The 13,971-nt window shown below is 44.1% G+C and carries 10 protein-coding genes; 8 read left to right on the top strand and 2 right to left on the bottom strand.

The window, feature by feature from the left end:
- Window positions 1-7 precede the first annotated feature (7 nt).
- The 6 genes from hpsL to ACOCD9_RS00025 all read left to right on the top strand — a co-directional run bounded on the left by hpsL (window position 8) and on the right by ACOCD9_RS00025 (window position 5,968).
- Window positions 8-1,735: a hormogonium polysaccharide biosynthesis protein HpsL gene (gene hpsL / locus ACOCD9_RS00050; RefSeq protein ID WP_419546100.1), complete on the top strand. Its 1,728-nt coding sequence runs from the start codon at window positions 8-10 to the stop codon at window positions 1,733-1,735.
- A 360-nt stretch (window positions 1,736-2,095) separates the two neighbouring features.
- Window positions 2,096-3,091 (top strand): hormogonium polysaccharide biosynthesis glycosyltransferase HpsN, encoded by a 996-nt coding sequence (gene hpsN / locus ACOCD9_RS00045; RefSeq protein ID WP_287699685.1) that lies wholly within the window; start codon window positions 2,096-2,098, stop codon window positions 3,089-3,091.
- On the top strand, window positions 3,088-4,257 hold the full coding sequence (gene hpsO, locus ACOCD9_RS00040) for a hormogonium polysaccharide biosynthesis glycosyltransferase HpsO (RefSeq protein WP_287699684.1): 1,170 nt from the start codon (window positions 3,088-3,090) through the stop codon (window positions 4,255-4,257). The genes hpsN and hpsO overlap by 4 nt, the downstream gene beginning before the upstream one ends.
- 231 nt (window positions 4,258-4,488) lie before the next feature.
- Window positions 4,489-5,073: a sigma-70 family RNA polymerase sigma factor gene (locus ACOCD9_RS00035; protein ID WP_419546099.1), complete on the top strand. Its 585-nt coding sequence runs from the start codon at window positions 4,489-4,491 to the stop codon at window positions 5,071-5,073.
- Complete coding sequence (locus tag ACOCD9_RS00030; RefSeq protein ID WP_287699682.1) at window positions 5,073-5,447, top strand: hypothetical protein; 375 nt, start codon at window positions 5,073-5,075, stop codon at window positions 5,445-5,447. Before ACOCD9_RS00035 ends, ACOCD9_RS00030 begins: the two co-directional genes overlap by 1 nt.
- 20 nt (window positions 5,448-5,467) lie before the next feature.
- Entirely contained in the window at window positions 5,468-5,968 is a 501-nt protein-coding gene (locus tag ACOCD9_RS00025) for a Spy/CpxP family protein refolding chaperone (RefSeq protein WP_287699681.1), read from the top strand.
- Between the two features lie 101 nt (window positions 5,969-6,069).
- On the opposite strand, the gene ACOCD9_RS00020 is transcribed toward ACOCD9_RS00025, so the two are convergent.
- Window positions 6,070-7,221 (bottom strand): NAD-dependent epimerase/dehydratase family protein, encoded by a 1,152-nt coding sequence (locus ACOCD9_RS00020; RefSeq protein ID WP_002770161.1) that lies wholly within the window; start codon window positions 7,219-7,221, stop codon window positions 6,070-6,072.
- A gap of 463 nt (window positions 7,222-7,684) precedes the next feature.
- Here ACOCD9_RS00020 and ACOCD9_RS00015 point away from each other — a divergent pair, with 463 nt between their 5' ends.
- Complete coding sequence (locus ACOCD9_RS00015) at window positions 7,685-9,535, top strand: polysaccharide deacetylase family protein (RefSeq protein ID WP_419546098.1); 1,851 nt, start codon at window positions 7,685-7,687, stop codon at window positions 9,533-9,535.
- 45 nt (window positions 9,536-9,580) lie between these two features.
- Window positions 9,581-10,354, top strand: a complete 774-nt coding sequence (gene gloB / locus ACOCD9_RS00010) for a hydroxyacylglutathione hydrolase (protein ID WP_409888817.1) — start codon at window positions 9,581-9,583, stop codon at window positions 10,352-10,354.
- 384 nt (window positions 10,355-10,738) lie between these two features.
- Here the strand turns inward: gloB and adhE are convergent, their stop codons facing one another.
- Window positions 10,739-13,405: a bifunctional acetaldehyde-CoA/alcohol dehydrogenase gene (adhE, locus tag ACOCD9_RS00005; protein ID WP_419546097.1), complete on the bottom strand. Its 2,667-nt coding sequence runs from the start codon at window positions 13,403-13,405 to the stop codon at window positions 10,739-10,741.
- Window positions 13,406-13,971 lie beyond the last annotated feature (566 nt).

Raw genomic sequence — 13,971 nt, 5'->3', positions numbered from 1 at the left:
GATAATTATGACTGGACTAAGTATCGATCGCAAGAAAAAAAAGAATAAACAAGGCGAAACAAAAGCCGATAGTCGCCCACCTAACATCAAAGAGAAACTTGCCCTAAAAAAAGAAGAAAGGCAAAAGAAACAAAAGTTAACAGGGTTGATTGTTTTTGCTATTTGTGCAGCAATTTTGATCGGATTACCCCTCAGCTTATTATTTGATCCCAAGATAGGAGCTGCAGTAAGTTTAGCCTTAATTTTAGGAGTTTTCTCCTTTAGCTTTCCTCGCACGGCTCTTTGGGCAGTTATTATCTATGTCCCCTTCAGTGGAACTATTGTCTATTGGTTTGGGGGTAATCCAATCCTCCAGATCAGTAAAGATATCTTTTATCTACCCGCTTTAATCGCCTTAGTTTTAGAATGTCGAAAAAAGCGATTACCGATTATTGTCCCCAAACAATTAGGTACAACCCTATTATTAGTCTTTGTTTTCTGTGTAGTCTGTCTATTAGCTGTCAATTTACAGAGACAATTTCTGCCTACTTGTGAATCTGTAGAAGGAATGAGAGTTTTCAAAAACGGCTTTTTGGTTCCGGTTCCCTGTCGGATAAGTGAACCTTTTCTGCAAGGACTATTAGGATTTAAAGTTTTGCTAGGTTATGTACCCTTAATCTTCTGCACTTATTACTTGATCAAAGATAAACCCACCCTATTATTTTTTGGTCGTCTTTTAGTGACTTTAGTGATTATTTGTTGTGTCCTAGGACTAATGCAATACTGGATGCTGAAAACCGGTCGTTGTGTAGGAACTAGAGGCTACGTGGCTGACTCACTATTCAAAGCCACCTTAGAGGCAAGGTGTTTGGTTGGTGGGGCATTGGCCTATAGTCCGGAAGTGAATATGATCCGTTTACCTGGTACCTTTGTTTCTCCCTGGCACTGGGCTTGGTTTTTGGTCTCTAGTGCCGTAATTTGTTATGCCAGTGCCTTTAGTGAAATTTCCCAAAAATGGCGACTAGCAGCCCTAGTGGGTTTAACCCTAGTTTTTATTAATGCAGTGGTCTCCGGACAAAGATTAGCTTTCTTTGCTGTGCCGATGATTGTTGGTCTGCTGACGATTCTTACGGGACAAATCGCTAACTTAAAACGATTTTTGCCGATCATTTTTGCCGCCGCTCTACTTCTAGCTGTCGGTTTTTCTTTCCTTAACCCCGATTTTGTCCAACAACGCTACGATAGTGCCGTCAGCCGTTGGCAAAGCAGTCCCCCCACCGCTTTTATTCAAGATCAGTTGGATTTTGCTATCCGTAATCAGGGCGGTATTTTAGGTCGTGGACTCGGTGTGGCCACGTCTGCTGCTAGGGTTTTCGGTGATATTTCCTTTGTGGAAACCTATCACACTAAAGTTTTATTCGAGTTGGGATACATTGGTTTTGCCTTGTACATGATATTCATGACCCATCTAGTTTATCTGGCCTTCCGCACCTATCGTTCCCTCAAAGATCCGACTCTGCGAGGTTTTGCCGGTAGTTATTGGGTTTTGCTGCTCTTTGTTGCCTATCTTCCCTATTGGTATGCCCTCGATACGGATCCTGTGGGCGTTTATTACTGGATATTCGCAGGAGTAATTTTTAAATTACCCGTGATCGAAAAACAGGAAAAAGAAGCCAAAATTCTAGCGGGAGAAACCGCCACAAAATCCTCCAAAAAGGGCTTAAAATTTAAACGCAAAGGTGTTTCTTTAGCTTGAAATATGGGTGCTGGGTATTTCAGTTATCAGTTATCAGTTATCAGTTATCAGTTATCAGATGTGAGTTTTTAAGTGTGCGGTTTTCTACTGTCTTTTTACTGATTACTGTGGTTCTTCGTTACTTGGTATGGTTCGATCGGGGGGCATAAATCGACTAAATCCTTATCTGGCAAGAGATTTAATTGATTAGTTCGCTCTAGATCAAAAAAAAATTAACAAAAATCGCTAAATGCCTTTCTATATAAGGGTTACATACCTTATAACCCCCGTCCATTGCATAAGACAAACCGAAGAACCATTAAATAGAAGTTTTCTACTGTCTTTTTACTGATTACTGTTTACTGATCACTGATTACTGCTATGAATTTTCCCTCGATTTCTGTCATCATACCCACCTATCGACGTGAAGAACCCCTTAAAGATACTCTCGATGACCTACTCAAACAAGATTACCCCAATTTTGAGGTATTAGTTATCGACCAAACCGCTACCCATAGCCCCGCCATACAATCCTATCTAGAAAATCTGGCTAATCAGCACAAAATTAGCTGGTATCGGCTAGATTGGGCGAGTTTACCCGGTGCCAGAAATTATGGAGTCCGTCGGACCCAGGGCGATATCGTTCTTTTTATCGATGATGATGTGCGGCTACCGGATAATTATCTCAAAGCACATAGTGAGAATTTTGTCAAGAATCCTGAGATAGGTGTAGTGGCCGGTCGGGTATTCGATCGCATGAAATTGGGTGACTCCCAAAAAATGGTGACAGATACCAGCAAACCCTACGAAATCGACTTTTTACCCCCCCAAGCCATGGATCCCGGCATTGCTTGGTATTACATCGATCTTGTCCACACCACTAAACCCCAGCAGGTAATCTCGGCCCGGGGCTGTAATATGTCTTTCCGGAAGGATATATTTACTAAATACGGCATTTGGTTCGATGAACGCTTTCGTGGCAGTGCCGTGCGCGAGGAATCGGATTTTTGCTTAAGGTTACGCCAGACTCCCTATCATGTCTGGTACGATCCCACCGCTTATCTGGTTCATTTAGGGGAAGAAACCGGCGGCTGTCATGATATTAGCACTCGTTCTTTGAGTTATCAGACGACTTTTTATCATAATCACTTTCTGATGGCCCTGAAAAATCTCACTCCCGCTCAACAATTGCGACTCTACGCTAAATTATTTGATTGTCACGTTCTTGGCAATCCTCCCTGTAATAAAGGTGGTTCCCCGATTAAAATCCTTTCTAGGGGAATTTTTTATAGTTTAGGTTTTCTGGATGCTCTGAAAACTCAAGTAAAGTCCCTCTGGAATGATGGCCAAATTTATACAAAACTAGATAATCTATGAAAATTTTAGTCGCTAGTCATACATATATAGTTGATCTCAACTGTGAGAAACTGCGCGCCCTGACAAGATTAAATCCCAATATTGAGGTTACTATTGTTGTTCCCCAACGTTGGCAACCGGGAGGAGTCCAAAATAAAATTATTGAAAGTCAACCGAAAATAGCCGATAATTTCCGAGTCATTCCTATCTCTAATTTTAGCCAGAATAACCAAGCTTTATTAACTTTTGGTGTTGATATAATTCCTTTGTTGCAAAAATTTAGACCTGATATTATTCAGGTGGAACAGGGTTCTAAATCTCTCGGTTATGCACAATTTATTACTCTGAATCGTCTCTTAAATCTCCGGGCTAAAAATGTATTTTTTACTTGGTGGAATCTTCCCTATACTCCTAAATTTCCCATCTCTTGGTTAGAAGCTTATAACCTGAAAAATACCGATGGTTTAATCGCCGGTAATCAGGACGGAGTAGATGTTTTAAAAGAACGGGGTTACAGGGGTAAATACACCGTTTTACCACAATTAGGCGTGGATGAAGTTCTTTTTTCCCCCAGCAAGCAACCCGATTTAGCCCGATCTTTAGGCATTGAAAGCAATGAATTTGTGATTGGTTTTGTCGGTCGTTTTGTGGAAGAAAAAGGCATTCTAACGCTGATTAAAGCTGTAGCTAAATTAACAGGTAAGTGGAAATTATTACTGTTAGGTCGGGGCATCTTGAAAGATAAAATAGTCAGCGAAGCTACAGCCGCAGGAATAAGCGATCGCTTGATGATAGTGGAAAGTGTTCCCCACGATCAAGTAGTTAATTATATTAACCTGATGAACACTTTAGTTTTGCCTTCAGAAATCACCTATCAGGTCAAAACTTTAACGGCCGTCGGTTGGAAAGAACAATTCGGTCATGTTTTAATTGAAGCTATGGCCTGTCAGGTTCCTGTTATTGGTTCTGATTCAGGAGAAATTCCCTTTGTTATTGCTGATACGGGGTTAATTTTTCCCGAAAAAGATGGGGAAGCACTGGCTAAATCTATACAAACTCTCTTAGATAATCCCAGCTTCGCTCAAGAATTAGGCCAGAGGGGTTATCAGAGAGTAATGACCAATTATACTAATAAAGCCCTCGCTCAAAAACAATTGGATTTCTATCAACAATTACTCCTTCGGTGATGGGAAGCGGGGTGTGGGCTTCGGCCGTGAGCTCAGCCGAACGGGTGTGGGGTGTGGGCTTCGGCCGTGAGCTCAGCCGAACGGGTGTGGGGTGTGGGGAGAAAAAAGCTGATAACTGATCACTGATAACTGATAACTGATAACTGATCACTGATCACTGATCACTGATCACTGGTTATGAACCATTCTTGACATCCCCTAGTCTAAACGGACAGGCATCCAGCGGGGGTAATGATCGAGGTGATAACCGAGAAGCAAAAAAGTGTGAGCGATCGAGAGTTAATTTTAAAATGTCAAAGGGGTGATCGGGGTGCTTTTCGTCACCTTTACCGTCTTTATCAACCAAAAATCCGCTCTACTCTCTATCAACTCTGTGGACAGGAATTCCTAGAGGATTTTGTCCAAGAGGTATTTTTAAGAGTGTGGCACGGGTTGCCGAAATTGCGTTCACCTGAATACTTTTCCACTTGGGTTTATCGGATCACTTGGAATGTGGCGATCGATGGTCGGCGACAATTAGCCAAAAGACAAATGAGGATCGCCAAAAGCACTGATGAGGAAAACTCCCTTGATAGCGAATCCCGTCCCCAAGATAGTCCCGATTTGATGCAACTGCATTATGAGGAAGTGGTCCGACAAGGGTTGGAAATTCTCAGTTTAGAACATCGCGCTGTCCTTGTCCTTCACGATCTAGAAGACTTACCCCAAAAGGAAATCGCTCAAATCTTAGAAATTCCCCTCGGTACGGTGAAATCACGCCTTCATTATGCGCGTAAAACCATGGGTCAATTTTTGCAAAAACAAGGAGTTCTCTAATGTCCCCAGAAGATGAGAAAGTGGTTAATTTTCTGCGTCGCTATCGTCCATCGCTGCCACCTCGACCGATAGATCAAGAAGAACAGTTAATGCAAATGATTAGGGAAGAAAAGCCAGTAAATTTCCCAAAATTGCCGCCTTTATTGGGGTGGATAACTGGTATTACTGCCTTATCTGTGCTGATTTTTGCTTCCTATCGTTGGTCCGATCCTCATCCACAACTGAGCCAAATTTCCGACGAGCAGTTAGAAGCTTTTTTAGTGGAGAGTTGGAACCATAGCATCGCTCCACCGATTGCTGCTCCTAGCGTTTATAGTTCCCCTTGGATGAGCTTAAACGAGCCTCATCTCACCTATTCTACCTATAATCCTTAATTTCTTTGTGGAGGTCAATTATGTACTTTTCTACTGTCTCGATTCTCGGCACGACCATGGCTTTAACTCTAGCCGCTAACTTGGCCCCAACTGCCACTGTGCTATCCTATCCCCAAGATCGTCTATTTATCGCTCAAACTAGCTCTCCCCAGCGTCCTGAGAGTCGTCCCCGTGGGATGAATAATTCTCGAGAAAGACTAATCGAACAATTAAACCTTACCGATGACCAAAAGTCAAAAATTGCCGCTATTCGTCAGAAATACCGGGGACAAATGCAAAAATTACGGGACACCCTGAGAAGCAACGAACAAGAATTAAATAGTTTATTATCGAATAATGCCTCCGATCGAGATATCCGTTCCAAACATCAGCAAATCTCCCGCAATCGCCAAGAAATGAGTAACCTGCAATTTGAAAGTTTTTTGGAAATTCGTCAAGTCCTAACTCCCGCTCAAAGAACGGAATTTTCGCAATTAATGCAGGAACGTTGCCCTAATTCCCGCAATTGCGGACGACAATAATTCCTATCAGTGCGGATTAAGATCGAGTTTGATGGCGATACATTAGAAAAACGCAAAGGATGGGTTATTTGCCCATCCTCAACTTATCATCTACTAATAAATTATCGTTTCCAAGTGACTTTTGGTAGGATATGATTCATATCTACCCGATTTTTATACTTGGTGGCGAAGTTTAAGAGGGAATCGAGGAGAGAATCGGAGAGATAGTGAGGTTGTAAACCTAGATCGAGTAATTTCGTGTTTTTAGCGTTAAAATAATGTTCCTCTAACTCGATGCGCGGGTTGTCAAGATTGTTAATCTCCACATTTAACCCTAACGCAGAACCAGCTTTTTTCACCATCAGTGCCAAGTCACCGACGCTAAACAGTTCGGTAAATTGGTTAAAAACGCGAAATTCCCCGGATTGAGCGGGATTTGCGATCGCTAATTCCAAACAACGCACGGTATCGCGGATATCTAAAAATCCTCGCGTTTGACCACCTTTACCGTACACTGTCAGGGGATGACCGATCGCCGCTTGAATACAAAAACGGTTTAAAGCAGTACCAAAAACCCCATCGTAATCGAGACGGTTAATCAACATCTCATCCATTCCCGTTTCTTCGGTGAGGACTCCATAAACCACCCCTTGATTGAGATCCGTGGCTTTTAAACCCCACATCCGACAGGCAAAATGGATATTATGGCTATCGTGGACTTTGCTGAGATGGTACATACTACCTGGCTGTTTGGGATAGGGTAAAGTATCCTTACGACCGTTATGTTCGATCGTGATGTAGCCTTCTTCAATATCTATATTAGGTGTGCCATACTCACCCATGGTTCCCAGTTTCACTAGGTGCGCTTCGGGAAATTCCTCTTTCATCGCGTAGAGGATGTTTAAATTGCCAACAACGTTGTTAACTTGGGTTAAAACCGCGTGTTCGCGATCGATCATGGAGAAGGGTGCAGATCTCTGTTCTCCGAAGTGAACAATCGCATCCGGTTGAAACTGTCGCAGGGATTGAATCAGAAAGTCGTAGTCATTAATATCCCCGACAAAAAGATCGATCGATTTTCCCGTTAGATCTTGCCAGCGTTGAATACGATGAGATATGGGTGCGATCGGTGTTAAGGTATCGCAGCCTAATTGTAAGTCCCAATAGCGACGAACTAAACTATCAAGTATGCCTACTTCGTAACCCCTATTTGATAGATGGAGTGCCGTTGCCCAACCACAATAGCCGTCTCCGCCAATAACCAAAACTCTCATACAATATCTGTAAAGTTTATATACTCGTCTTTGGTAACTCTAGCAGTTTTGTGTCACGCTTTACCAGTTTAATCCCCGTGAATATAGCGGGGGTGTAGGGTGTAGGGTGTAGGGTGTGGGGTGTGGGGTGTGGGGTGTAGGGTGTGGGGTGTGGGGTGTGGGGTGTGGGGTGTGGGGTGTGGGGTGTGGGGTGTGGGGTGTGGGGAGAATAAATAAAATAATCTCCTATCTCCTGACTCCTATCTCCTGACTCCTGACTCCTGAATACTGACTCCTATCTCCTGATGAGGGTGTTCTAGAAAACTTGACAAGGGAACGGATTACAGAGAAACTCAGCTTGTAATCAGTGGGCTTTGCTGACGAGAAAACAAAAGCCAAAAATCTAGATAAAAAGCAGTTTTTTCGGTAACTCAAGGACTATCTGCTTTTTTACTTTTTACTTTTTACTTTATTACTTGATCTTATGCGTTGGCAAGCTCGGCAAAAATCTTCGTTTCCCTTGTTTCCCCTATACGGATTTTTGGCATTTATCGTCACTTGTCTGATTATTTGGACAATTTCTCTCTATCCTCGTTCTAATGCTCTGGTGGGGGGTGATTCTCTCCCCGCACCTTTTAGGGAGTTTCAACCGGAATGCGCGGATTATGTTCTAGAAAATAGTTCTTTTAAGGATATATCGAGAGTTTTTGATTGTAAAACCTATAAAAACATCTCCGATCGCGTGATTGTTTCCCTATCTCTCCAAAAAAACGATATTAGTCTCGATAATTGGCAAAATAACTCGGCAACAGCGATCGAATTAGCCCCCTGGCCGGAAATTCATCCCCGCGCTCAAGGGGCAAAAGTACCAGTTTTAATGTATCACGACATTTTACCAAAAAAAGAGGTATTTTTTGACGTTACTCCCGCCGAATTAGAGGCACATTTTCAATTTTTGCAGGAAATCGGGGCAACTCCTATCAGTATCGATTGGTTAATTTCCCATCTGCGGACAGGGATCCCCCTTCCCGCTAAACCGGTTTTATTGACTTTTGATGATGGTTATGGGGGACATTATCAGTATGTCTATCCTTTATTGAGAAAATATAACTATCCTGCTGTTTTCTCGATTTATATCAATAAAATGGCTCAAAAAACTGGCAGAACCAGTGTCACTTGGCAACAACTCCGGGAAATGGCCGCCGATCCTCTAGTACAGATTGTCTCCCATAGCGTCAGTCATCCCCGGGATTTAAGATTATTGTCCGATGCAGATTTGGAGCAAGAAGTCAAGCAATCGAAACAAATCTTAGAAAAAGAATTGGGCATTCCGATTAATTATTTCACCTATCCGGAAGGGAAGGCGGACGATCGAGTGAAGGAATTCGTCAAAAAAGCGGGTTATCGGGCGGCTTTATCGATGAATGACCTAGATGAGCATTTTGCTGGTCAATCCCCCGATTTACTCACGATTGGACGCTTTGGGCAATCACGCACGCGAGAAGTTGTACCGCAAGCTTGGGGAGGTGATCCCTTACCCCGTACCGATGGCGGTTTTAACTTTGCCACCACCATCCAAAAACGGGAAGTGGAGTTCCCAAGTAATACACTTGTTCTGATTAGTGGCGGGATTCCCAAAACCATCCACGCTGATAGTCGTTATCAAGTGGAGGAAATTATCGCCGGTACAGAAGCAGTCGCGGCTGTAGATGGCGGTTTTTTCTCTCTCAAGGAATTGGAATCAAATCAGATGATCGGGCCAGTTTTAAGCGAAAATGGCGGCTTTATACCGGGATATGAGGGAGAAATCGACAAGTTAGAGGGTCGTCCTTTAGTAATCATTACCGATCAATGGGTGCGTTATCTTCCCTTCGATCCTGCTCGTCATAATACCCTAGAAGGAATCGCAGCGGAGGCCGGAGATGATCTCAAGGTGACGGATGCTTTTGTCGCGGCCGCTTGGTTAGTCAAAGATGGACAACCACAATCCCGAGAATCCTTTGGTACACTTTACGGTTTTGATGCCCTGCGTCACCGGGCTTTTTGGGGGATTAATCAGGCAGGACAGCCAGTAATCGGGGTTTCCCGAGACCCGATCGATTCCATGGCTTTGGGAGAATTATTAGTACAGGCAGGTTTTCGGGACGCGGTGATGTTGGATTCAGGAGCAAGCACCTCCCTCGCTTATCAGGGTCAATCGCAAGTCCATTATACTCCCCGTCCCGTTCCCCACGTTGTCGCTTTATTTCCCCCCACAGAAACCTATATTGTTCCCGTTAGTCATGTGGGGATTCCCTGCGTAATTTTCGCCGATTCCTGTCCTGCGGGGAGTTAGGTTAGCACTATATGATCGAGTTAAACCTTAGCCCAAGATTCTACCATGGAGATCGAACGTCTTAACGCCCTTTCCGATAATTATATTTTCCTCCTCTACGATCGAGCGCAAAAAATCGCGGCCGTGGTGGATCCAGCCGAACCTGAACCCGTTTTCAGGCGATTAGAGGCTTTACAGGTGGATTTAGTCGCTATTTTCAATACCCATCACCACGGCGACCATGTGGGGGCTAATCAGGCTTTAATTAATCGTTATCCCCATCTTTGTGTTTATGGGGGAAAGGAGGATCGCGGTCGCATTCCGGGCCAGCAGCTGTTTTTAGAGGAGGGGGACCGGGTGGAATTTGCCGGTCGCTGGGCCGAGGTTTTCTTTGTCCCCGGCCACACTCGCGCTCATATTGCCTATTATTTTCCCCCGGTTAACCCCGGAGATTACGGTGAGTTATTCTGTGGTGATACCCTGTTTTCTGGGGGTTGTGGTCGTTTATTTGAGGGAACACCGGGCCAAATGGTGGCTTCTTTAACTAAATTGCGATCGCTGCCCGACCAGACCAGGGTTTGGTGCGCTCACGAATATACGTTAAATAATTTAAAGTTTGCCTTGACAGTTGACCCTAATAATGCTGCTCTGCAACAGCGTTATCGGGAAGTGGAAAAACATCGCGCTGAAGATCTGCCCACGATTCCGGCAATTTTGGGGACGGAAAAGCTGACTAATCCTTTTTTGCGTTGGGATAGTCCCGCTTTGGCCATGACCATGGATAGCAGCGAACCAATACAAGTGTTTGCGCGGCTGCGGGGGAAAAAAGATAATTTTTAAGTAGTGGCTAAGTAGGGTCTGCTGAAAAAGTACGGGCGAAGCATTCGGATAGAAAATCTACGGTTTCACCGATAGGTTATTGCCCGAATGCTTCGCCCCTACAGGACGCGGGCCGATGAAGATGCAAGGTTTTGAACGACGATTCTCTCAAAATCTTGCACCTGTTTCGCGAGAAAAGCCCCAAAACCCTTACTTTGCCTACATTTCACATTTATTCAGCAAACCCTAAGTAGGTAGGTTTTTGGTTTCTGTGGTTAGCCCCCCTTATTAAGGGGGGTAGGGGGGATATCCCCTGATTAAGGGGGGTAGGGTTGATTGATGGTAGGGTTGATTCATGAATCAACCCTACTAGGGGGTAGGGGGAATCAAAGGCAAAATCTATCCCTACAAGCTCAAGGGTTGCGGATCTAACTTCAAATCGGCAAGACTGACATCACCGTGACCATTTACCGCCACCTCTAGGGGCAAATTGCCGTGATAAGCTTGGATTAACAGGGTTTTTAAGTCCTCAATCAGGGGATAACGGGGATTGGCTCCGGTACACTGATCATCGAAAGCTTGTTCGGCTAAATGGTCTAATTTGGCCATAAATTCGGCTTCACTTTCGGGAATTACCTCTTTAATACTGGCCGGAATACCGATTTCCCGTTTTAAACATTCGATCGCTAATACCAATCTTTCCACACTTTCGGTCTCGCTTTCTCCTCCCAATCCCAAGGAATGAGCGATCCTGGCATAGCGCCACTTCACGTTAGGATATTTGTACTGAGAGAAAGTCGCCTGTTTAAAGGGGGCATCGGTGGCATTATAGAGGATGACGTGGGAAATCATCAAGGCATTGGCTAGACCGTGGGGAATATGGAAAATTGCCCCCAATTGGTGGGCCATGGAGTGACAGATGCCTAAAAAGCCATTAGCGAAGGCCATTCCTGCCATTGTCGCCGCGTAATGGACTTTTTCCCGCGCTTTCGGGTCTTTAGCTCCGTTATGATAGGAACTGGGCAAGTATTTAAACAGCAGTCGGATGGCATCTTGAGCAAGAGCGTTAGTATATTCTGAGGCTAAAACCGAGACGTAGGCCTCAAGAGCGTGAGTTAAAGCGTCAATTCCGCCGTAGGCTGTTAATTTTTTCGGCATATTTAGCACTAATTCCGGATCGACAATGGCCATGCTGGGAGTTAGAGCATAATCTGCCAAAGGATACTTAATATTATTACGGCGATCGGTCACGACGGCGAAGGGAGTCACTTCTGATCCTGTTCCCGAAGTGGTGGGAATACAAACCATCAGAGCTTTTTCGCCTAAAGGGGGCAATTCATAGACTCGTTTGCGGATATCCATAAAACGCATGGCCAAGCTCTCGAATTCTATCTCTGGATGCTCGTAGAGTAGCCACATGATTTTAGCCGCATCCATGGGGGAACCACCACCGATAGCGATAATCACATCGGGATTGAAGGTATTAATGACATTTAACCCCCGTTCGACGGTTTCTAGGGAAGGATCGGGTTCCACATCATAAAAGATATTAATCGTGATGCCGATTTCTTCTAAAACTTCCTCTAAAGCTGCGGTAACTCCTAGGTCAAAAAGAGGTTTATCGGTGACAATAAAGGCCCGTTTTTTGCCGGCTAATTCCCGAATAGCGACGGGTAATGCTCCGTATTTAAAATATACTTTTGGTGGTACTCGGAACCAAAGCATATTTTCCCGGCGCTCGGCTACGGTTTTAATATTTAATAGGTGGGTAGGTTCGACGTTTTCGCTGATGGAATTACCGCCCCAAGTGCCACAACCGAGGGTTAAACTAGGATCGAGACGGAAGTTATAGATATCACCAATTGCACCCTGGGAGGAAGGGGTATTAATTAATACCCGGGCCGTTTGTACGTTGTCTTCAAAGCGCTTAATATGTTCCCGATTGGAGGGTGCGGTATAAAGCACGGCCGTATGACCTCGACCGGCAAATAAGACCAGTTTTTCGGCTTTTTTTACCCCATCTTCAAAGTCTTTGGCTCGGTACATGGCTAAAATTGGCGAGAGTTTTTCGTAGGAAAATGGTTCCTCTAAGCCAATATTTTCCACTTCTCCGATTAGTAAGCGGGTATCTTCGGGAACGGAAATTCCGGCCATGGTGGCTAATTTTTCTACTGGTTGTCCGACGATATCGGGGTTGATATGACCATCTTTTAGGAGAATCCCGACGACTTTTTCCCTTTCTTCGGGGGAAAGAAGATAGGCCCCGCGATCAATAAATTCCTGTCGAACTTCTTCATAGATGATATCGACAACGATTACCGATTGTTCCGAGGCGCAAATCATGCCGTTATCAAAGGTTTTACTGAGAATAATCGAGGAAACGGCCATTTTTATGTGAGCAGTTTCGTCCACTAAAGCGGGGGTATTGCCGGCACCGACTCCTAGGGAAGGTCTTCCGGAAGAATAGGCCGCTTTTACCATACCGGGGCCGCCGGTAGCAAGGATTAAATTAATGCTGGGATGTTGCATTAATGCTTGGGAAAGTTCCACCGATGGCTGATCGATCCAACCAATAATACCGGCCGGTGCGCCTGCTTTGACGGCCGCTTCTAAGACTATTTTGGCCGCCGCGATGGTGCAGTCTTTGGCTCGCGGATGGGGGGAAAAAATGATGCCGTTGCGGGTTTTCAGGGCAATTAGGGCTTTAAAAATGGCTGTGGAGGTGGGATTTGTGGTGGGTACGATCCCCGCTAAAATGCCCACGGGTTCGGCGATTTTTTGCAATCCAAAGGATTTATCTTCTTCGATAATGCCGCAGGTTTTGCTGTGTTTATATTTGTTGTAGATGATTTCTGAGGCAAAATGGTTTTTAATCACTTTATCCTCTATTACTCCCATTCCTGTCTCTTGTACTGCCATTTTAGCTAGGGGAATGCGCGCGTTGTTGGCTGCTAATGCGGCTTTTTTGAAGATAAGATCTACTTGTTCTTGGTTATAGTTGGCAAATTGTTGTTGAGCTTTTTTTACCTGTTGTATCAGTTCTTCTAGCTCTTGTCTATTGGTAACTATCATAACAATTTTGTTGAAAAAATTAGGCATTTTATTCTATTATAGCGTTTTTTGGCAAGGTACTCGCTCAATCTTGGGATTTTCTTTATAGTTTCCTAAGCATTGGTATTATAGAATACTAATAATTCTAGGTAATAGGTATGGGGAAGTGGGGAGATGGGTTTTAAAGTTCGATTGCGAGTTAATCATATTATTAAAAACAATGATATTATTGTAGGGGCGAATTGCATTCGCCCTCTTTTAATAAATTCTGCTCACTTTTGAAGAAATATCTAGAGGACATTTTGGGCGCACGCGATGCGCCCCTACCATTGACACAATGATATTATTGTAGGGGCGAATTGCATTCGCCCTCTTTTAATAAATTCTGCTTATCATCACAACCTACGAGACAAATGCTTTTGGGTGCGTTACTACATTTATATTTATGGCTCTACCGAACCTGTCATGCAAAACTATCAACAACTCATGCTTGTAAAGCTTGTACAATAGGGCTTTGAGTTTTTGTTAGATTGATATTTATCAACTTTAGAGCATTGCTGGACAGAGAGGGAGCTTGGGGAATTTTC

The organism is Microcystis sp. (genome assembly GCF_048564745.1).
GTDB lineage: Bacteria > Cyanobacteriota > Cyanobacteriia > Cyanobacteriales > Microcystaceae > Microcystis > Microcystis ichthyoblabe_A.
The sequence above is the reverse complement of the archived record's forward strand: the minus strand, read 5'-3'. Positions and strand labels throughout refer to the sequence as shown.

Bases quoted from the DNA above. Each gene is read 5' to 3' on its own strand.
- hpsL (WP_419546100.1), top strand. From the start codon at position 8: ATGACTGGACTAAGTATCGATCGCAAGAAAAAAAAGAATAAACAAGGC.
- hpsN (WP_287699685.1), top strand. From the start codon at position 2,096: ATGAATTTTCCCTCGATTTCTGTCATCATACCCACCTATCGACGTGAA.
- hpsO (WP_287699684.1), top strand. From the start codon at position 3,088: ATGAAAATTTTAGTCGCTAGTCATACATATATAGTTGATCTCAACTGT.
- ACOCD9_RS00035 (WP_419546099.1), top strand. From the start codon at position 4,489: ATGATCGAGGTGATAACCGAGAAGCAAAAAAGTGTGAGCGATCGAGAG.
- ACOCD9_RS00030 (WP_287699682.1), top strand. From the start codon at position 5,073: ATGTCCCCAGAAGATGAGAAAGTGGTTAATTTTCTGCGTCGCTATCGT.
- ACOCD9_RS00025 (WP_287699681.1), top strand. From the start codon at position 5,468: ATGTACTTTTCTACTGTCTCGATTCTCGGCACGACCATGGCTTTAACT.
- ACOCD9_RS00020 (WP_002770161.1), bottom strand. From the start codon at position 7,221: ATGAGAGTTTTGGTTATTGGCGGAGACGGCTATTGTGGTTGGGCAACG.
- ACOCD9_RS00015 (WP_419546098.1), top strand. From the start codon at position 7,685: ATGCGTTGGCAAGCTCGGCAAAAATCTTCGTTTCCCTTGTTTCCCCTA.
- gloB (WP_409888817.1), top strand. From the start codon at position 9,581: ATGGAGATCGAACGTCTTAACGCCCTTTCCGATAATTATATTTTCCTC.
- adhE (WP_419546097.1), bottom strand. From the start codon at position 13,405: ATGATAGTTACCAATAGACAAGAGCTAGAAGAACTGATACAACAGGTA.